Source organism: Nostoc sp. FACHB-133 (assembly GCF_014698055.1).
Taxonomy (GTDB): Bacteria; Cyanobacteriota; Cyanobacteriia; order Cyanobacteriales; family Nostocaceae; genus Nostoc.
In genome coordinates this window covers 11666-32273 of sequence record NZ_JACJSH010000070.1, presented here as the reverse complement: position 1 = coordinate 32273, position 20608 = coordinate 11666, and the positions used below count along the sequence as shown (strand labels likewise).

The following is a 20608-nucleotide window of genomic DNA, read 5'->3' as shown; positions in this document are numbered from 1 at the left end:
TTGAGAGCATCTACACGCTTAAATACAGACCAAGGTGCCAGCGCGCTCGACGGAATAGTCAATGTGCTGGTAGCCGCGACAACCTTCAGTGGCTCCAAAACTGGAATATTTAATACATGACTAATGCCGGATAAACTCAGTAGTAACAGTAACGTAATAGCAGTGTGTAGAAAGAATCTGCTTAATTTATGGTTCACATCATTTATCCTCCGAAATTAAACGGCGTTGCTGAATCAAAAGATAAATAAACTAGCCGCAGTTAACAGGCTGCTAGTTACTACATCTACTAATGACTCTTGAAATATGCTAGAGATAATAGATTAGAAATCGAACTAACAACCTCAGTATTTATTCGGCTTAGAAAATTTTCGAAATGTGATTACTTCAAAATGCGATGACTATCACTCTTCCATTAATCTAAGCTAGGTATCTGGGCAAACACATCTAAATATTGACGAGCCAGAATGAGATTGTAATTCACCGAGATCCTTATTAGATATGACTTTCAATAAAATAAATCTTCCTATTCTCCAATACTCTGCCAATTGACAAGGGTTCAACGCCCGTAGAAACGGGATGAATAATTGAGTGCTTGAGCAAATTCCTTGTAGAGTAAAGTAGCTTCATAAATATCTGTTTTACTATCCTGCTCAATGGTACTTTTACATAAATATTCATCAGGTATATTACCATAGTCAATCTTCTCACCAGACTGACGACGAAAGCGTTTATTGGAGTCAGGATTTTTATAAGGTATATATAATACTGAATCGGAGCGAAGCTTGGAAATTATATGGAAGTTAACTTACCGAGCCATCTGCAAGGCATTATAATTTCCAAAAATACCATTTAGTACTAAGTAATAAAGAGAAATAAACCCGTCTAAGAGGATATTTGAAAATTCCTGCTGTTGGTAGCAACAAGTTTTAGATCCCCCTAAATTCCCCTTAAAAAGGGACTTTGACACCGGTTATCCCCTTTTTAAAGGGGGGTAGGGGGGATCTAAAAGTGCCTAAAGTCACAGCGAAACACTTTTCAAACAACCTCTAATAACTGGAACAATGAATTAATCAATTTCTGAATTTGAAGTAATTCAGATGTGAAAATTACCTCGACTTTATTCTTGTTCTTACTCCCTTTTGGTTGTCCACCTTTACGTTTCTCTTTGGGTCTCTTTCTCCATCGGCGATCGCTCGAATAATTGCTATCCCAGAAATACCATAGTTTGCGAGAAACGCAAGCCAAAATGCAGGAATATCTTGACAACGGAGTTAAATTAGGCTATCTAATTAATCCGAAAATGCGTCAGGTAGAAATCTATCGTCTTGGTAAACCAGTAGAAATACTAGCATCTCCACAATAATTATCAGGAGAAGATGTTTTACCAAGATTTATTTTAAATTTGCAAATAATTTGGGGATAAAAATTTGATTTGCGATAACAACTGCGTAACGGCTTACAGCAAACTGTCAATACCATAGAAACTTGTGTTGTTCATAGCATTGACGTAATACTGCTTATGGAAACCACCAGTTACTTCTATTGCTGTAAAACTGAAATCGTCCAAAACCGAGAAATTGTCCGTGAGATTTTTCACCCACTGGGAATGCTGTTACACCTAGTAAGTAGACACCAGAAAAGCTGGGATTACTCACAGGACGCAGGGCTATTGTCACTGTTTGTCCGGGAGTGACAGGCGGATCAAAATTCACAGTAACGGTTCGTGTGTCGCGTTCGTCTGTGACTGGGCCTAGTGTTAGCCGAAATTCTTTGCGTCCGCTCGTTCCGACAAAGGCGCGGGTATCATTAAGATTGTAGCGGATGTTTTCTGTTCCTTCCCTTTGTGCGATTGTTACCTTCTGAAGGGATTCTCCAGCATTTTTCGGCAGGTTGATAGTGAAATAGTAAGTTCCACCCCAAACATTCACATCTTTGTAAGTAGTCCTTGCATTCACAAGTTTCGGCGGTTGGACAAAGTAGACTGTACCATCTCTAAGCTGCACCGCTTCAGTCACCGGAAGTGTTACTCCCCCAATACCGATTGCTAACGAAAGGGTTATCCCAAATAAAGTTGCAATACGCATAATTCAAATATAAAAAACGCACTCATTTCAATTTTAATTCTTTGGGAATGAGTGATTTGGGAATGATGGAAGCTTGTTTTTCCCAATCAGAAGATTTCGTGTACCACCAAGCCCAAGCAATTAAAACTGCTTGCAAAGGAAGCCTGACTACGTGTACCCAAGGTGAATTCGGTATATGTTCAATCTTAATCAGATTAACCGCCATATTAATATTGGCAGGGTAAACGGCAATAAAAAGAGCAAGAAGTCCCCAAGCAGCAGCTTGACTTACAGGCGGGACTAATAAGCCGATACCACTCAAAATTTCATAAAAGCCACTCAGATAAACTAATCCTAAAGGGTAGGGTAGTTGCGGCGGCACAATTTTGACATATTCTCCTGGAACAACAAAATGTGTCACTCCAACCACAATGATAGATATAGCAAGAACTACACGTAATATTTCCTTATACTTATTCATGGTTTTGCCTGATTATATACTTGTCTCTATTAATTCAGTTTGATTTATGGATGTTAATCTGTCTTGAGTCAACAGGAGGAAAATCGGCAAAACTTTTCAAAATACCATTTAATTAGCCCTTTCAAGATGACTGGTAAAATCTCTTTTTTTCTCTCTGTGTCCTCTGCGTCTCTGCGGTTCAAAAGTCTCTTATTGAACCACAGAGGCGCAGAGGACACAGAGTAAAGAGCTTAAAGAGGAATTTATTGACAAAACTTTTTACCCACCTTGAAAGGGCTAGTCCTATATATAATTAAGAGATTTATTTAATTGCCCATCATATCTTACAGATACGTGACCGATTCTTTAATCCAATTATTCATAGAAAAATGAGTGATGCTTTTAGCCGACTTTCACCCTTTATCCAAGAATATATTTATCATCATCAGTGGACTGAATTACGACCAGTTCAAATTGCCGCTTGTCAAGTTATATTTGACACTGATGCTCACTTGCTAATTACTGCTGCAACTGCTGCGGGTAAAACAGAAGCAGCCTTTATACCAATTTTGACTTTATTACATACCAACCCTGCTACCACCATCGGCGCATTATATATTAGTCCAATTAAAGCTTTAATTAACGATCAATTTGAGCGTCTTAACGATTTACTCAAAGAAGCAGATATTCCAGTTTGGCACTGGCACGGGGATGTTTCTCAAACTCGAAAAAACAAACTTTTAAAAAATCCTCAAGGTATTCTTCAAATTACACCAGAATCTCTAGAAAGTTTGTTAATTAACAAAAATAACGACCTCATTCGCTTATTTGGTGACTTAAGATTTGTCATCATTGATGAAATTCACGCTTTTATGGGTTCAGAACGTGGTTGTCAAATTATTTGCCAATTACAACGTTTAGCACAGTTAACGCAAAAACAACCACGGCGCATTGGGTTGTCGGCAACTCTTGGTGATTACTCACTAGCTGAAGATTGGTTGCGTTCAGGAACAGATAAGCTAGTGATTACACCTCAAACTGATGGGATAAAACGCCAAATAAAACTAGCTTTAGAACATTTTTATATTACTGATGAAGTAGATGAATGCGAGGCAACAGATTATGAACAATATATTTTCAACCTCAGCAAATCTCGCAAATGTCTGATATTTGCTAATAATCGCACGCGGACTGAATCTGTAATTGCATCTTTGCGACAAATTGCTACAGAACAAGGACTACCAGATATATATCATGTGCATCATGGGAGTATATCTGCTAGCTTGCGGCAAGCTGCCGAGAATGCAATGCGTGAACCCAACAATCCAGCAGTTACCGCCGCCACTCTGACTTTAGAATTAGGTATAGATATTGGTCATTTAGAGCGAGTTATTCAGTTAGAATCACCCTTGTCTGTAGCTAGCTTTTTACAGCGTTTAGGACGTAGTGGCAGGAGAGGTGAAGCTGCCGATATGCGCTTTATCTGCGCTGAAGAGAAACCATTACCAGAAGCTTTTCTACCAGAGCAAATACCCTGGCAGCTTTTGCAGTCTATCGCTATCATTCAACTTTATTTAGAGGAGCAATGGATTGAACCAATCAGACCGATTAAATATCCTTTGAGTTTACTTTATCATCAGACAATGAGTATTTTGACAGCAACAGGAGAACTTTCACCTCATGCTTTAGCTAAACAAATTTTTAGTCTGCCACCCTTTGCTGCTATTTCCAAAGAAGATTTCCAATTATTACTCCGCTATTTAATTGATATTGGTCATATTCAGCATACTGAGCAAGGTAAATTAATCCTTGGTTTAGCAGGAGAAAAGATTGTAAGAAAATTTCAGTTCTATGCTGTCTTTGCTGAACAGCAAGAATATATTGTTAAGCAAGGTGCAACGGAAATTGGCAGTATCGTCACCCCACCTGCTGTTGGAAATCAATTTGCTTTAGCTGGCAGAAGTTGGGAAGTCGTAGAAGTTGACTTTAGAAAGAAGGCTATTTTTGTTAAACAAGCTGAAGGTAAAGCTAGTATTTATTGGCGTGGTAGTAGTGGTACTATTCATACTAAAGTTTTACAACGAATGCAACAGGTTTTATTTGAAAATACCGAGTACAGCTATTTGCAAAAAAATGCTTTACAACGTTTACGTCAAGTTCGCCAATTGGTGCAACAGGTTGGATTAGATAAGCAAAATATTGTGCAATTAGAAAAAGGTAAATGCTGCATTTTTCCCTGGATGGGTACGGTTGCTTATCGCACCCTAGAAAGATTACTCAATTCCTACTGTCGAGAATCGTTGGAAATTACAAGTATTGGCGGATTAAATCCTTATTATTTAACAATCAAATTAGGCAAAGATAAATTTAAATATCTTTATCCCGAAATTGCTTCATTGTGTGAACAAAGAATTAGCTCAGAAGATTTACTCAGTACTTCAGAAGCATCGGAAATTCAAAAATACGATCAATTTATTCCTCATCCACTTTTACGAAAAGCTTTTGCTAGTGATTATTTAGATATGAGAGAACTCAAGGAGCAAGTGGCGCTATGGACAGAATAAATAGAGAATACCGCAAAATGCTCAGACGATTTCTAATCACCGAATATATTTGCTATTTTTTATAAAAATCATAAGTAGGTAATCCAGTAACATCAGTTTTGAGAGCAAACAAATCACCAGAGTAGAAACTTTTTTCGATCTCTGCTTGGCTTAGTCCAACTGAAGCAGTGGTAATGTAAAGGGTTTGCAAATTATCTCCGCCAAAAGTACAGCTAGTTGGCAATTGCACAGGTAGCTTTATCCTCAATATCTCTTCACCCTTGGGATTGAAACGAATCACACACCATCCATCCCACATAGCTGACCAGATATGTCCTTCACTGTCTATTGTCAACCCATCTGGATAGAAAGATTCATGAGTTAAATCAACAAAAATCCGACGATTAGTAATACTTCCAGTTACTGAATTAAAGTCGTAAGCATATATTTTTTTTTGAGGAGAATCTGTTAGGTAAAATGTCTTTTGATCGGGACTCCACCCCAAACCATTAGAAATAGTCAATCCCGTTTCCATTAAATGCAATGAACCATCAGTATCATAGCGATAGAGGCTAGCTTGAGGTTTTTCTATAGAACACATTGAACCAAACCAGAAACGTCCTTGAGGGTCACATTTACCATCATTGAGACGGTTATCTGGAAGATTCACTTCAATTTCCAAAATGGGAGTAACTACACTTGTCTGAGTGTTGAGGAATGCCAAGTGATGACGCAGCAACATAATTAATCTATCTGCACCTGCTGTTGCGATCGCACCTACCACGTCTCCCACATCAAAAAACCCATTTTCCCCCGTAGCAGGATTGAACTGATGCACTCGATGGTTATAAATATCGACCCAGTATAGTAGTTTATCGGTAGAGTTCCAGATGGGGCCTTCACCCAAGCGGGCACGGGCTTCTAGAACATTGTGGAGTGGATATTGCAACTCGTTCATTTCATCAATCAATAACACCATATAGGCAACAGGAAAAAATTTTATCGAAACAGAATTCAGGAGTCAGGAGCCAGAATTCAGTTGAGTATTTTGTGCTACTGGTGGATAGCGCAGCCTTAGCGAGTCTGCGTTCGCTTTTAGCGTCTCGTAGAGAGCATCTGAATCGAGGGGTTTAAGACCCCCACTAAATCTTTGATTTAGTGGTGCAACAATTCCGTGGCGGGTCTGAATCCCCCACTGATAGCGTAGCGGTAGAGAGGAACGAGCGTCTTCATTCTGACTCCTGTTAGCGGTAGCGGGGCGTTTAGCCCATTCTGACTCCTGAATTCTGACTTCTGAATTCTTCTTCAATCAAATTCAAGTAAAAACTGAAGACGCGATGAATTGCGTCTTCCCCAGGTAAAAGAAAAAATTCTTCCTTTTGGCTAAGTTTGAGATTCCCGACTTCGATAAAAAAGTGGGAATCTTGTTTCTAAACAGCTTGTAAAATCTCGTCATCTACAGAAAAATCTACTTCTGCTTTATCTTTTGCATTAGCCAAATAATCATTTTCCAAAGAATCTTGCAACCCAGAAATCAAATCATATTCAGGCTGCCAGTTTAATTCTGTTTGCGCTTTATTCACCGAAGCAAAGAAATGCTGCACCCGCATCGGAAAAGCTTTGCGCTTACCGAAATCAAACTTTTTCGGGTCGTAATGGACGATTTTTACAGCATCGGATGATTTGCCAGCCGCCACAGCACTAGCACGGGCTAAACCATCAAAAGTGACGAAGCGATCGCCTGAGATATTATAAATCTGTCCTACGGCTTGTTTATTGCCCAAAACCTGGGTCATGGCTTGTGCTAAGTCTTTTACATGACCTAGCTGGGTGATATGCAAACCATTTCCGGGGATGGGAATTGGGCGATCGCGCACAATTCTGTCAAAAAACCACCCTTCTAACTCATTATAATTACGAGGCCCGTAAATATAAGTAGGACGAATGGAAGTAAAGGGTAATCCCAATTGAGTCAAATAAGCTTCTGTTTCATGCTTACCCTTATGGCGACTTTTGGGATCTACTAAATCTCCTTCGACATGAGGTAGTTGATCGGATTTGAGATACACTCCGGCAGAACTCATATACACAAAATGTTGCACTCGATCTTGAAAAATCTCTGCAAGTGGTTGAGTATCAGTAAGTTCCCGCCCATTATTGTCAAAAATGACATCAAAGCTTTCTTGTGATAACTTTGCTTTTAATTGGGTAGGGTCAGTGCGATCGCCTATAATTTGTCCTACTCCCTGTAAAGAAGGTGCTGGCCGATTTCCACGATTGAACAGCACCACCTCATGTCCTTGTTCCACTAGTAGTTGAGTCAAATAGACACCAATGAACCGAGTACCACCCATAATTAGAATTCGCATAAACTCACCTTTTCCATATCAGTTGTCGTTACAGGAGTAGGCAGTGAGGAAGGGAGTGCAAGGGATAAGGAAACAGGGGAATAATAATCCTCCATGCCCCATGCCTCATATCCCATACCCAATGCCCAATCTGAGGTTATCATCCATCTGGAACCTCTAACGGAAAAATTGCGTCTTATGTGCTAATCTGGGGCGCTTCCCATTAATTAATCACAAGGGGAAACTTTTCAGTTAACGTCATCAAGTTAGCCTTTGTATCTTCCATTTATTCAAGTTAGCTGTGCCCTTGAAATATGCTCTGGTTCATGAGTGGCTGACACCCAAAGCCACCGGTGGTTCCGAACTCGTTGTCCGAGAAATTTTGAATCACATTGATGCTGATTTGTATGCTCTGATCGATTTTGAATCGAGCAATAAAGAAAGTTATTTATATAAACGTCAAATTGGTAAGACGTTTCTCCAAAACTTTCCATCTGCCCGCAACGGTATACAAAAATACTTGCCTTTGTGGCCTTTGGCAATTGAACAACTTGATTTGCGGCATTATGACGTAATTCTGTCTTCATCTCACGCTGTTGCCAAAGGAATCCTTACCACTCCCGAACAGGTGCATATTTGCTACTGTCACAGCCCTATGCGCTATGCCTGGGACTTGACCTTTGATTATCTTCGCTACAGCAAACTGGGTAGTGGCTTACCTGGGTGGGTGACGCGATATTTATTACATCGTTTGCGGCAGTGGGATGTATTGAGTGCCAATCGCGTTGATTACTTCATTGCTAACTCGCAACATACGGCTCGGCGGATTTGGCGTTGCTATCGGCGAGAAGCAACAGTCATTTACCCACCAGTGAATATCGCGGAATTTCCATTTCTGTCTGAGAAAGAGGACTTCTACCTGACAGTTTCCCGCTTAGTGAGTTACAAGCAAATATCGTTGATTGTCAGGGCTTTTAATCAACTAAAACGACCATTAGTAGTCATTGGTACAGGAGATGAAATGAACAAGATTCGCGAGATGGCAAACTCCAATATCCAAATACTGGGATGGCAGCCCGATAATGTGGTAAAAAAATATATGTCTAGGGCTAAAGCGTTTGTGTATGCAGCTTGTGAAGATTTTGGGATTGCCCTAGTGGAAGCACAAGCCTGTGGTACACCAGTAATTGCCTACGGTGCAGGAGGGGCTCTCGAAACAGTGCGAGATATCCGCTCTTGTGTAGATACAGGGACAGGTATATTCTTCAAGACGCAAACAGAGGCGGCTTTAGTGGAGGCAGTAGAAAAGTTTGAAGTGTATGAGGGTTCGTTCAGTTCCGAGTATATGCGATCGCACGCCGCGCAGTTCTCACCGCAAATCTTTGCAGATCGTTATCTAAATTTTGTAAACAAGTGCAACGAAAAAGACCGTTTTCGGAATGATGGTCTTGGTTAATGTCTTACTTTTTTTAGGCTTTTGGCAATTTTCCCCAGAAGCACATCATTTTGGCTTTAATATTGGGACTATGTGTGGTGTGGATTATTAAGGAGTATGATGACTGCCCAGAGCTCACTCCTCTCCGGCAAGCGAGGCGTAAGGCAAGACACCAGAACGTCTACGCGTTTCTTAAAACGCGGTCAAAAAACGAAAACACCAAAAGTTAAACCCAAAGGTTTATCTTTTCAGGGTTTAAACGGAGAGTTTGCCAAACGACTGTTCGATATAGTGTTTTCGCTGTCGGTATTGATTTTGTTCTTCCCCGTCTACTTAATTTTGGCCTTGCTGATTGCCTTCAGCTCAGAAGGTCCAATTTTTTATGTCCAGGAACGGGTAGGAAAAAATTACAAAGCGTTTAATTGTATTAAATTCCGAACAATGGTAAGCAATGCGGACGAAATCCTCATGCAAATGATGGAAACATCGCCCGAATTGCGACAAGAATTTGAAAGCAGTTTTAAGCTCAAACAAGACCCCCGGATTACCAAAATTGGTCGATTTTTGCGAATTACTAGCTTAGACGAATTTCCCCAGTTCTGGAACGTTTTAAAAGGGGACATGAGTGTAGTCGGCCCCCGGCCCTTAGTAGCAGAAGAACTACCAAAATACGGTTGTCACATTGATGAGATTTTAACAATCCGTCCAGGAATTACTGGTTTGTGGCAGGTATCTGGGCGTAATGACATTCCCTATCCTCGGCGAGTCCAAATAGACCTACATTATGTCAAATTTAGGAATTTCTGGCTTGATTTATGGATCATCTTGAAAACTGTTGATGTAGTTATTCTACCCAAAAATAACGGGGCATACTGAGTCAATATTTAGGGGCAATTCTGTGGGGCAGTTAATGCCCCTAAAATTCTAATTTCAAATACCTATTTTATTCAGTCTTCACAAAACCAGACATATATGAAATTTTGACAAAAAATAACGTATACAAAAAGAATCTTGATATATCTGGTAAAAGAAAAATATACATACTTAAAAAACCTTGGTCTATCTAAGGTTTAACTTAGGTGTTAAATTATTTTTATTAAGTATATTTATTTACGGGAAAAAGTCTCAGAACAACAAGAACTCGTAGGTTTCCCGTTAGGCAATTTAGCGATTAACTGCTAGGTTGTATCAGATTAGCTGTAACTTTTTAATACACATAAGGGATAATTGAGCATGACGCAACAGAAGCGAGCGTTGATTACTGGTATCACTGGTCAAGATGGTTCATATCTAAGTGAGTTTTTACTGGAACAAGGTTATGAGGTTCATGGCATCATTCGCCGGACTTCTACTTTCAACACAGACCGCATCGATCACATTTATGAAGACCCTCACAAACAGGGAGTGCGGTTGTTTCTTCACTATGGTGACTTGACAGATGGTACGACGTTGCGACGTATTTTAGAAGAAGTCAAACCAGTAGAGATTTACAACCTCGGCGCTCAATCCCATGTCAGGGTAAGCTTTGATTCACCAGAATATACAGTGGATGCTGTAGGAATGGGGACGCTGCGTCTGTTGGAAGCAATTCGAGACTACCAACACCGGACTGGAATTCAGGTGCGATTTTACCAGGCGGGTTCTTCCGAAATGTATGGTTTAGTACAGGCAATACCCCAAAGTGAGACAACGCCCTTTTATCCCCGCAGTCCTTACGCCTGTGCAAAAGTTTACGCCCACTGGCAAACTGTAAATTATCGTGAGTCTTACGATTTGTTTGCTTGCAACGGTATACTTTTTAACCACGAATCACCAAGACGTGGTGAAACCTTTGTAACCCGCAAAATTACTAGAGCAGTTGCTGGTATAGTTGCTGGTAAGCAAAAAAAGATTTACATGGGTAATCTAGACTCTAAGCGAGATTGGGGCTACGCGAAGGATTACGTGAAAGCAATGTGGTTGATGTTACAGCAAGACCAGCCAGACGATTATGTAATTGCTACTGGTGAAACCCATTCAGTGCGAGAATTTTTGGAACTAGCATTTAGTTACGTAAATCTCAATTGGCAAGATTACGTAGAGTTTGATGAGCGTTACCTCCGTCCATCTGAGGTAGATTTGTTGATTGGCGATGCTACGAAAGCACGCCAGAAGTTGGGCTGGAAAACATCAGTAACCTTTGAAGAATTAGTTTCCTTAATGGTAGAAGCAGACTTACAAGCATTGGGTCACACTTCACCCAATGGAAAAGGTTCGCAATTTCCATTGGATATTGCCACTGTTCGTCAAGAACTCGGCGCTTTGCACTTCTGATTTGCACCACAGAGGATAAAAATATGACCGCCTTAGAACTAAAAAATCAACGAATTCTCGTCACTGGTGGGTCGGGGTTTCTAGGTCGTCAGGTGATAGATCAACTGTGTAAAGCAGGGGCTGATCGTGAGAAGATTACAGTACCTCGATCGCGCGATTGCGATCTGCGTGTCTGGGAAAATAGCCAACGGGCAGTTGACCAGCAAGACATCATTATCCACTTAGCAGCTCATGTGGGTGGCATCGGTCTAAACCGCGAAAAACCCGCAGAGTTATTCTACGATAACTTGATCATGGGTACGCACCTAATTCACGCTGCCTATCAAGCTGGAGTAGAAAAATTCGTATGTGTTGGCACTATCTGCGCCTATCCTAAATTTACCCCAGTGCCATTTAAAGAAGACGATCTTTGGAATGGCTACCCAGAAGAAACCAACGCTCCCTACGGAATTGCGAAAAAAGCGCTTTTAGTTCAATTGCAATCTTACCGCCAGCAGTACGGTTTTAATGGAATTTACCTACTGCCAGTGAATTTATATGGCCCAGAAGATAACTTTGACCCCGGAAGTTCCCACGTTATTCCAGCATTAATTCGCAAAGTTCACGAAGCCCAAATTAAGGGAGAAAAGCAACTCCCAGTTTGGGGTGATGGTAGTCCCACCCGCGAGTTTCTGTATTCAGAAGATGCAGCGAGGGGGATTGTTATGGGGACTCAATTCTATAACGAATCGGAACCAGTTAACTTGGGAACGGGTTATGAAATCTCCATTCTTGATTTAATAACTCTAATCTGTGAATTGATGGAGTTTAAGGGTGAAATTGTTTGGCAAACTGACAAGCCTAATGGTCAACCCCGTCGTTGTTTGGATACTGAACGGGCCAAGCTTGCCTTTGATTTCACTGCCCAGGTGGGCTTTCAGGAAGGGTTAAAGAATACCATTGAGTGGTATCGTCAACACGCCGCATAACAATGTATTAGTGAATGTAGGGTGTAATAAGCTGGGCGATGCCCAGCTTATTTGTTTGAGGCTATAAATTTTCATGGACAAAGTTAATCATCAACTAAATAAAGCAAAACTACGCCGTACTCTACTCAAAACACGCCAATCAATGTCTGTTGGAGAATGGAGAGAAAAAAGCGATCGCTTATGCTTTCATTTACAAAACTCTACTTTATTTACCCAAGCAAAAACAATACTTGCGTATTTTAGCTTTCGCCAAGAACCTGACCTCAGTCCACTATTTGCAAATACCAAATACCGTTGGGGATTTCCTCGCTGCGTTGATAAATCCTTGTCTTGGCATATTTGGACACCTCAAGATTCTATTCAAAGTGGCGCTTATGGCATTATTGAACCGCACCCTGACGCTCCAATCTTAAATGCTGCCGAAGTGGATTTGATTCTTGTCCCCAGTATAGCTTGCGACTATCAAGGATATCGCCTGGGCTATGGCGGCGGATATTACGATCGCTTGCTCAGTTTACCGCAGTGGCAGACAAAACCGACTATCGGAATTGTCTTTGATTTCGCCTATTTATCCCAAATACCTATTGAATCCTGGGATAAACCACTACAAGCTATTTCTACCGAAACCGGATTGACTCGGAAAGGTTGAAGCATTCAGGATAATGAAGACACATTATCAAATGTTTTATGACTAATCCAACGTCATCTACCACTGAGCAAGAAGCAATAATCGACGAGATAATAGCAACTAGCCTCCAAGCTCAACAAAAAACAGGCCCAGACCTCCGCCAAATTCATAGCAAAAGTCATGGACTCCTTGCAGGAGAGTTTATTATTGAACCTAATCTTCCTGAAGACTTGAGAGTAGGTTTGTTCAAAAAGCCCCAAACCTATCCTGCGTGGATTCGTTTCTCTAGTGGTGGTTCTCCTGAAAAGCGTGGTAAATTCCACTCCGATAGCCAGCCGGATGTTCGCGGTATCGCCATCAAGGTGATGAATGTAGATGGGCAAAAAGTGCTGGATGATGAAGAAAAAACTCAAGATTTTATACTCAACAATTATCCTATTTTCTTGACCAAAGATGTTCGTGATTACGCCGATCTTTCGAGAGCAGGTAGTGGACAACTTAGCCCAGAACGCATCCAGGAACTTGGTTATGCCTTTGCAATCTTGCAAAAGATTGGCAGCCAGAAAGTAGGAAATCCGCTTTTGATTCAATATTGGAGTATGGCTCCGTTTAAGTTTGGAAATCGCATTGTCAAATTATCTGTCAAATCTCAACAGCCTGAACAACCACCCGAAAAACTTCCCGAATCAGAAAATTACCTCCGAGAAGCAATAGTCAAATATTTGACTGAAGAAGGTAAAGAAGCATCTTTTGACTTCTTTATTCAGTTTTATGTAGATGATGAAAAAACGCCCATTGAAGACCACGTTAAAGAATGGCAAGAAGCAGATTCACCGTTTGTTAAAGTTGCAACTGTTCGCATTTTTAGTCAGAAATTTGATTTTGAAGAACGCAAACGCTTGGATGAGGGGATGTTGTTTTCCCCTTGGCATACACTGCTAGACCATGAGCCTGTTGGAAGTGTGAATCTCTCTCGCAAGAGGCTTTACAGCGAACTTGCAAAGTATCGACGAGAACAAATTGCCCAACGTTTGCTGGAACCACAACCTTATGTAGCGGTTGAAGATTAACCACTATAACTTGATTTAAAACTGTAGGATGATAGGCTATAAGCCTACTTGAGATGTATCAAAGTTATAAGTTTTGCAACCAAAACTATTGTAGAGGCGTAAGATTTTACGTCTCTACTCTCTACATCTATATGGATTTAGATTCCGACTTATTGAATTTTGTTATTGTAAGCTCCTAAGCACAATCAATTTAGAGTATTTAGGTTATTAATCAAATGCTGAACTGGAAAAAATCACGATCGCAAAATCTGCTAATGTATGCGCTATTGGGAGCGATCGCACTGGTGATGCTCTTTCCTTTACTGTGGCTAATTAGCACAGCCTTAAAATCGCCAACGGAAAATATCTTACAGTCGCCGCCACAGCTATTGCCCGCGTCACCGACACTAGATAATTTCTTTAGTGTGTGGAACTCTCTACCTTTTGGGCAATACCTGTATAACAGCACTTTGGTGTCAGTGCTGACTGTTGGCTTAAATCTACTGTTTTGCGCTTTAGCTGCCTATCCCTTGGCAAGATTGTCATTTGTGGGGCGAGACTGGATTTTTGTGGCGATTGTCTCGACGATTATGATTCCCTTCCAAATCGTGATGATTCCCCTCTATATTTTGACAGTCCAGTTGGGTTTGAGAAATAGTTATTTAGGAATGATTTTTCCGAGTTTGGCTTCTGCCTTTGGCATTTTTCTATTGCGCCAAGCTTTCATGAGTGTCCCCAAAGAGATAGAAGAAGCCGCCCGAATGGATGGAAGTTCGGAGTTAGGTTTGTGGTGGCATGTGATGTTACCAGCAGTTCGCCCAGCATTAGTAACTTTAGCTATTTTCGTATTCATTGGTGCTTGGAGTGACTTTCTGTGGCCTTTAATTGTCATCCAAGACGAAAATTTATACACTCTTCCTTTGGGAGTCGCAAAGCTAGCAGGGACATTTTCTCTTGACTGGCGGTTGGTAGCTGCTGGCTCAGTAATTGCGATCGCTCCAGTATTATTACTATTTTTATTTTTACAACGTTACATTGTACCCACAGAAACAGGTAGCGGTGTTAAGGGTTGAATAAGAAATGGAGATAAGGGAACACAAGAGAAAAACTAATGACAAATTCAATAAGCACCAGTTTTTTTCAATACTACCGAGATAGTTTTAATAATCAGACTCAGGTCATAACTTACAGACCACTTGCGTTGATAATCTATATCCATTTTGACAATGGTTTCAAAGTCTGTAATACTCGAACGACCATTAGCCTGCCATTCTCCAGTAATGCCTGGTTTGACTCGTAATCTATCCCAGTGATGTGGATCATAATTGCTGACTTCATCAGGAGTGGGTGGACGAGTCCCAACTAAACTCATGTCCCCTACCAGAACATTCCAAAATTGGGGAAATTCATCTAAACTGGTACGCCGCAAAAATTTACCCATAGGAGTAATGCGAGGATCGTCAACAGATTTAAAAATGTGACCTTTGGCTTGATTTTTAACCAAATGCTTGACTTTATCAGCATCTACGATCATGGAGCGGAATTTCCATATGCGAAAAGTTTTTCCGTTCAAACCACAGCGAATTTGAGAATAAAATATTGGACTTGGCTCATGAATAAAGGTAGCAATCGCCACAGGAATTGCTACCAGAAACGTAATTATTAGCCCCACAATGGCTCCAACAATGTCAATTAACCGTTTTCTTAGGCTTAAAGTTGAAGGGTGTAAAGGCTGTTGCGAACAATTAACTGAATAAAGAGAAAGATTATTCACAAGGTCTAACTTATTTTATAACAGGAATTTTGGCATTAGTAGTGTAGACGTGGAGATGATTGATAGACAATTTTTACTACTCTTGTCTTTACCACTGAGTGTTAATATACACAAAATTTAAACAATATAAAAACCGAAAACCCAAAGTTTACAGAATCTTCCAATTGAACTCATAGATTGTAAATTTACAGTATTTCTATCCATCAAATTAAAACAGCTATTGTTAATGTTACACATCAAAAAAATTACTATACTTAAGTACTAGTAGTACTTTGCAAAATTCAAAATGCTTATGACATAATATTAACCCTTTGTGAAACTACACAAAATCAGCCTTGGTCAGGCTTGAGACAATATCCCATTGTTCTGGAGCAAGCTCAGATTTAATAGTTATAAGCATTTTGAATTTTGAATAGTATCCTTATTTCTAGGGGGATTTACTAGTCTCAATAATGAACCTCTAAGGCGAAATTCACTGTATATGGTTCCTCTAATGATTGCTGGTTACTAGCCTTGATAGCATCTAGATAGCGACGCAAATGCAACAGTTGTTGAGAATTGGGACGATAGGTGAGGCTCCCTTGTTTTTCAAAAAGTGGTGCTGTGGCGATCGCCTGATAGTCAGGATTTTCTTGTGAACTCTGGGTTAGCCAAGTTGAATCTATAACTGAAGGTATTAATCCTGAAGGGAGTTCACCTTCCAAAAAAGCTAGCAGGCGTTGCTGACAAGTGCGAGTATTGATCCCGCGACTCTCAAATAACTGGATAACTTCACCGAAAGATAAAGGCCGGTCTGGTAGCAGCCGCAGCAATTCTGTAAATAAGAAATAATCAGTGTACTGTTGTCTGGGTATATCTAATATCTGGGGATGTAAAGGCAGCATCGCTAAACCATAAGCAACCCGACTGCAATTAGGAGCGCCATTTTCGCCAAGATATAAATCTTGAATAATCTTGGTGCTGGGGAGTTTTTGCTTTAACCAACGGTTTACTGTCCCAACACAAGCCACACCACCAGTCAGGATAGCTTGATTAATAGATTCTGTCGGGATACCACGAGCTACCAATAATTTGTTGAGTTCTCGGTTCAGGCGGCGCACAAAGGGGATAAATACCTGGCTTTCTAAGTCTCGTCGCTGCAAAATCCACTGCTGATCGGCTAATTCCAGGGTAAAAGATTCTTGGTGCTGCAAAATCAGCTTCAAAGCTAGTGCCGCATCTAATACCGCTTGTCCCAGTAGAGAACTTTCTAGACGCTGCTGAAGACGAATCCGCGCGTTAATATCTGGCTCTCCGACTCTCGGTAGTTCTAATTCTTCCAACCCTAAACTCTGCCAGCGCATTTGGTCTAAACCGGGAATTGACGGTTGCCATTGCCAAGGATTGCTGCTGGTAGTTTTGCGATCGCTTTGTGTTTCTCTGCGTGATTGCCGAGATTTAGGTGGTAATAGCAACTGGCAAATAATATCTTGTTCAATTCCCTTGCCAGCATAAGCAAAACTATGGAGCATGAAATCATTGTATGTCAATTGCGGTAAGCTTTCTGGGACATCAACTAGCAACATTTCTGTGGCAGTTGTCCCAATGTTGATTACCAGAGTGTTACCAACAATCGGATGTTCGCTGGTTTTTGCTGGATGAGAACCTTGACGTTGGCTTAATTTTACTTGCTCACCGTTAGCAGCATCGAGTTCTGGGAGTAAACTAGCGATCGCTTCTTCGATAAAAAAGACTTGCTGCGGATGTTGGATGAGTTTACTGGTCAGTAAAGCTTCCCTCACATTAAAGCGGTATTGTTCCGACCAGCTAGATGGACAGGTGCAAATCACACCAGCAATATTATTGATAATCTGCGGAAAATCTTGTTCGCCGATCCCAACAGCAGCAGCCATTAAACTAGGGGTGGTACAAGTTTTTTCGGATTTGAGGGTTAATAGTAGTTTAGAGAGCGATCGCACAACCCAAATTAAAGGCCCTGCCGAAAATTCATTTAATTGTAAAACAGGTTCCCATTTTTGCCGTTCCCTCTTATAGGGAATGGCTACTTGTAAATAGGGCTTCAACTGTGCCGAGTAGAGGTTATTTGTTGTCGAATCTGCTGTTGATTTACGTGTTGTAGAAGGAGCCGAGTGGTCAGGTGCTTTATCTTGAGCAACAGCCGCAGGTGCTGTCTGCTCATTGACTTCTATATTTACACTTTCACCCTGGGGTATCGAAGCTGTAGGAAGATAAACCTCTGTTGGCAAACGAAATGATTCCTGGAAGGAACTTGTTCCCGGCGGATTTTCTGCTGACCAGTAGATAGGATGTACAACAAAAGTCGATCGATTTAATAATGTGGTAGAAATTCCGGTTGTACCTAAATCAATTCCTAAATACCAAGCTGGTTCTAGAACATTGGGTGAAACTTCTGGATTATTGATGGAGTTGGAAATTGAGGATAAAAAACTGTCTTGAATAGGAGTTGTGATTTCCTTTTTTTCTTCAGTTTCTACCTGGGTAACTGTCAAACTTGATAAATCCGCAGTTGAGGTATTTTCTGTTTGCGGCTCAGGGTAAATTGTAGGGATTGTGTCTTGAGTTTTATCAATTACTTCCGAGACAATATCCAAATTGGTAGCTGGCTGCGAATCAGAATTTAGCTGCTGATCAAAATTAGCCAAATCTCGATCTAATTGCTGCAACTGTTCTTCATCTAAAGAAATATCAGGTACAGATGGAATCTGGTTTAACTCAACAGAAAGCAAGTTTTCTTGTGGTGAAGCAGCAATGTAGTTATCTAAAAAAGGGTCTGGCGGATCATTGTTGCTCAATATTTTCGGTGGAGCAATACCTTCCGTTGACTGTTCTACGAGAGGCTGCGCGTAGCTTGCTTCCCCGTAGGGGTATGCCAAAGCAATTTCTGCTGCTTTTGGAGTAACTGGTGCTGTACTTGTGCCATCATCCATAAAGGATGATACTTCCAGCAATTCCTGTTCACTACCTGCATCAGTCAATAGATCAGTTAGGGTATTAATTGTATCTACACTAGATGGCTGAGTCTCGAGTTGTGTTGCGGAACTGTCTGTTTGTGGTGTAGAAAAGCTCAGAGGCAAATCTAGCTCAGTATCCTCTGCAAAAAAACTAGCTGGCTGAGTGTCGAGTTGCGTCGGGGAACTATCTGCTTGTGGTGTAGAAAAGCTCAGAGGCAAATCTAGCTCAGTATCCTCTGCAAAAAAACTAGCTGGCTGAGTATCGAGTTGCGTCGGGGAACTGTCTGTTTGTGGTGTAGAAAAGCTCAGAGGCAAATCTAGCTCAGTATCCTCTGCAAAAAATAGTTCTTCCTGTGGCTCTGATAATAAATCTGTAGCTTCTACTAAAGTCTTTTGAGCTGAAATACCTGTATCTGGTGTCACAACCGCAGAATCAACGTTTTGAGGTACAGATGGACTCTCAGCGATTGTTAACGTTGATTGGGAGGCTGTGGAAGCAGATAAGTCATTTGTCGATACATCAAGACTTGGGTTATTAACATCACCAGTACCAAATAAACTGGCGTAAAGTTGGTCTACTTCATCACCAACTAATGCAGAAATATTTTGCGATAATTCGGTCAGGTTTTCGGAAGATTGAGACGAGTCTATACCAAGCTGCAACAGCACTGCATCTAGATCCTCTGTGAGGGTAGTATCCTGTTGCTCAGAATTTATTGTGAGTGGAGATGAAGTTTCTGGCAGGATTGCCTCCAGGGGTTGAGATGCAGCTTCAGCAGCGATCGCGGTTGGTTCAGACAATGATGGTGATATCTCAGATTCTACCCTCAGCAAAGATGGCGCGGAAATAGGGGATTGTTGCTGTAAATGCTGAGTCAAATTGTTGAGAAAGCTGGCCATCAACTCTTCGCCTTGCATTCCCTTGCTATGCATTCTTGCCAGTGCTTGCGACAGCGATTCGTAATAAGTATTAATATTGCGCTGTAGTGCTTCAAAGACTACATTCACAGTCCCATCTAGTGATAATAGGCGTTGATCCAACTCCCTGGCTAGCTGGGTTAACTGCTCTACACGGTCTACTGATTCTAATAAAGGTTGAGTTACAGAGGTGGCGTGATTATTTGCTTCTGGAGAAATGGCCGAATTTTCCCCCGGTTGTGCTAACAGTGGGGTTACAGTTGGCACCAGCCGATTCATGAGTACCTGTAAAAACTCGGTAATCATTTGATCTTGGTTTGTCAACTGTTGCGCTAAGGAGTAGTTTTGCAATCGCCTTTGCTCTAGTTGCCTAATTTCTTGCATGAGAGTGGCTCGCTCTTGCAATAGGCCTTCTAATTCCGATCGCAATGGCTGGATCAAGCTCGAAAATTCACTTTTTAATTGTTCGGCTGCAACAGGACTCTGTTCCTGATGGGATTCGAGTGGCGGTAGGGGATACTGATTATAACCTCGCTCAACAAATTTTGTTAATAAAGGCGAACGCGGTTCTTCGGAAGAATTATTTGGGATATCGCTCTCTAATGCTTCTTTTTCTTGGAGCCTCACCAAGAAGTTGCGAATTCGTTCTAAAACTTCTTTAGGTTCCTGCCCCTGACCAGGCAGAAATCTAGACAAGCGCTTGCCACCACTGGCAAGTAAGTTGTCAATGTCTGCGATCAGCTTTTGAATTTCATCTGCACTGGAAGTCACTTTTATTACCTTACCTAAAAACGTATATCAACTAATGTGACAATTAATTTACAGTCACCGTACCCCTGCGAGGAAGTAAGCTCCCATCTGAGAAGTTTTGAGTGGCAAAAGCTTCTGCTTGGACTTGTGACTGTCATTATGTTATGGATTACTGGGAGTTGTGGCAATCTTGAGTCAGCGTTTGTTTAAGAAGCTTTGTTTTGCCGCTGATTGGTTGCCCATTTTCGAAAATGGACATGGGGAAACAAACTCTTTTTCTGGTATAATTGTACATCTTGATATCAATGCCGTAAGCGAAAATCAAGCTCATAGGTACACGTCGCAAAAGAAAGATTTATTTGAGTCTTGAGAATCATGACTCCCGCC

At 41.0% G+C, this 20608-nt stretch carries 15 protein-coding genes and 1 pseudogene; 9 read left to right on the top strand and 7 right to left on the bottom strand.

Annotation, left to right across the window (positions count from 1 at the left end):
• Positions 1-1222: 1222 nt before the first annotated feature.
• Positions 1223-1363, top strand: a pseudogene (locus H6G86_RS32570) (Uma2 family endonuclease); the annotation flags it as partial.
• A gap of 154 nt (positions 1364-1517) precedes the next feature.
• Here H6G86_RS32570 and H6G86_RS32565 read toward each other — a convergent pair.
• Positions 1518-2084, bottom strand: a complete 567-nt coding sequence (locus tag H6G86_RS32565) for a DUF2808 domain-containing protein (protein ID WP_190937784.1) — start codon at positions 2082-2084, stop codon at positions 1518-1520.
• 22 nt (positions 2085-2106) lie between these two features.
• Entirely contained in the window at positions 2107-2544 is a 438-nt protein-coding gene (locus H6G86_RS32560; protein WP_190937783.1) for a DoxX family protein, read from the bottom strand.
• 368 nt (positions 2545-2912) lie between these two features.
• On the opposite strand from H6G86_RS32560, the gene H6G86_RS32555 reads away from it, so the two are divergent.
• Positions 2913-5087, top strand: a complete 2175-nt coding sequence (locus H6G86_RS32555; protein WP_190937782.1) for a DEAD/DEAH box helicase — start codon at positions 2913-2915, stop codon at positions 5085-5087.
• Positions 5088-5139: 52 nt separating this feature from the next.
• Here H6G86_RS32555 and H6G86_RS32550 read toward each other — a convergent pair whose 3' ends face one another.
• The 3 genes from H6G86_RS32550 to H6G86_RS32540 all read right to left on the bottom strand — a co-directional run bounded on the left by H6G86_RS32550 (position 5140) and on the right by H6G86_RS32540 (position 7435).
• Complete coding sequence (locus H6G86_RS32550) at positions 5140-6045, bottom strand: SMP-30/gluconolactonase/LRE family protein (RefSeq protein WP_242065086.1); 906 nt, start codon at positions 6043-6045, stop codon at positions 5140-5142.
• Between the two features lie 42 nt (positions 6046-6087).
• Positions 6088-6375 (bottom strand): hypothetical protein, encoded by a 288-nt coding sequence (locus H6G86_RS32545; RefSeq protein ID WP_190937781.1) that lies wholly within the window; start codon positions 6373-6375, stop codon positions 6088-6090.
• A gap of 121 nt (positions 6376-6496) precedes the next feature.
• Complete coding sequence (locus H6G86_RS32540) at positions 6497-7435, bottom strand: NAD-dependent epimerase/dehydratase family protein (RefSeq protein WP_190937780.1); 939 nt, start codon at positions 7433-7435, stop codon at positions 6497-6499.
• Between the two features lie 280 nt (positions 7436-7715).
• On the opposite strand from H6G86_RS32540, the gene H6G86_RS32535 reads away from it, so the two are divergent.
• The 7 genes from H6G86_RS32535 (at position 7716) to H6G86_RS32505 (ending at position 14880) form a co-directional block, all read left to right on the top strand.
• Positions 7716-8870: a glycosyltransferase gene (locus H6G86_RS32535; RefSeq protein ID WP_190937779.1), complete on the top strand. Its 1155-nt coding sequence runs from the start codon at positions 7716-7718 to the stop codon at positions 8868-8870.
• A 99-nt stretch (positions 8871-8969) separates the two neighbouring features.
• On the top strand, positions 8970-9725 hold the full coding sequence (locus H6G86_RS32530; protein WP_190937787.1) for an undecaprenyl-phosphate galactose phosphotransferase family protein: 756 nt from the start codon (positions 8970-8972) through the stop codon (positions 9723-9725).
• A gap of 357 nt (positions 9726-10082) precedes the next feature.
• Entirely contained in the window at positions 10083-11162 is a 1080-nt protein-coding gene (gene gmd, locus H6G86_RS32525; protein ID WP_190937778.1) for a GDP-mannose 4,6-dehydratase, read from the top strand.
• A 23-nt stretch (positions 11163-11185) separates the two neighbouring features.
• Positions 11186-12130, top strand: coding sequence for a GDP-L-fucose synthase family protein (locus H6G86_RS32520; RefSeq protein WP_190937777.1), 945 nt, complete (start codon positions 11186-11188; stop codon positions 12128-12130).
• A 73-nt stretch (positions 12131-12203) separates the two neighbouring features.
• A complete protein-coding gene (locus H6G86_RS32515) occupies positions 12204-12779 on the top strand; it encodes a 5-formyltetrahydrofolate cyclo-ligase (protein WP_190937776.1) in 576 nt (191 codons plus the stop codon).
• 38 nt (positions 12780-12817) lie between these two features.
• Complete coding sequence (locus H6G86_RS32510; protein ID WP_190937775.1) at positions 12818-13828, top strand: catalase family protein; 1011 nt, start codon at positions 12818-12820, stop codon at positions 13826-13828.
• A 215-nt stretch (positions 13829-14043) separates the two neighbouring features.
• Positions 14044-14880, top strand: a complete 837-nt coding sequence (locus H6G86_RS32505; protein WP_163928901.1) for a carbohydrate ABC transporter permease — start codon at positions 14044-14046, stop codon at positions 14878-14880.
• Between the two features lie 47 nt (positions 14881-14927).
• Here the strand turns inward: H6G86_RS32505 and H6G86_RS32500 are convergent, their stop codons facing one another.
• Together H6G86_RS32500 and H6G86_RS32495 are read right to left on the bottom strand one after the other, a co-directional pair.
• Positions 14928-15581: a sugar transferase gene (locus H6G86_RS32500; protein WP_114082244.1), complete on the bottom strand. Its 654-nt coding sequence runs from the start codon at positions 15579-15581 to the stop codon at positions 14928-14930.
• A gap of 446 nt (positions 15582-16027) precedes the next feature.
• Entirely contained in the window at positions 16028-20242 is a 4215-nt protein-coding gene (locus H6G86_RS32495) for a hypothetical protein (RefSeq protein ID WP_190937774.1), read from the bottom strand.
• Between the last annotated feature and the right edge of the window lie 366 nt (positions 20243-20608).

Bases quoted from the DNA above. Each gene is read 5' to 3' on its own strand.
- H6G86_RS32560 (WP_190937783.1), bottom strand. From the start codon at position 2,544: ATGAATAAGTATAAGGAAATATTACGTGTAGTTCTTGCTATATCTATC.
- H6G86_RS32510 (WP_190937775.1), top strand. From the start codon at position 12,818: ATGACTAATCCAACGTCATCTACCACTGAGCAAGAAGCAATAATCGAC.
- H6G86_RS32565 (WP_190937784.1), bottom strand. From the start codon at position 2,084: ATGCGTATTGCAACTTTATTTGGGATAACCCTTTCGTTAGCAATCGGT.
- gmd (WP_190937778.1), top strand. From the start codon at position 10,083: ATGACGCAACAGAAGCGAGCGTTGATTACTGGTATCACTGGTCAAGAT.
- H6G86_RS32540 (WP_190937780.1), bottom strand. From the start codon at position 7,435: ATGCGAATTCTAATTATGGGTGGTACTCGGTTCATTGGTGTCTATTTG.
- H6G86_RS32555 (WP_190937782.1), top strand. From the start codon at position 2,913: ATGAGTGATGCTTTTAGCCGACTTTCACCCTTTATCCAAGAATATATT.
- H6G86_RS32530 (WP_190937787.1), top strand. From the start codon at position 8,970: ATGACTGCCCAGAGCTCACTCCTCTCCGGCAAGCGAGGCGTAAGGCAA.
- H6G86_RS32550 (WP_242065086.1), bottom strand. From the start codon at position 6,045: ATGGTGTTATTGATTGATGAAATGAACGAGTTGCAATATCCACTCCAC.
- H6G86_RS32515 (WP_190937776.1), top strand. From the start codon at position 12,204: ATGGACAAAGTTAATCATCAACTAAATAAAGCAAAACTACGCCGTACT.
- H6G86_RS32505 (WP_163928901.1), top strand. From the start codon at position 14,044: ATGCTGAACTGGAAAAAATCACGATCGCAAAATCTGCTAATGTATGCG.
- H6G86_RS32520 (WP_190937777.1), top strand. From the start codon at position 11,186: ATGACCGCCTTAGAACTAAAAAATCAACGAATTCTCGTCACTGGTGGG.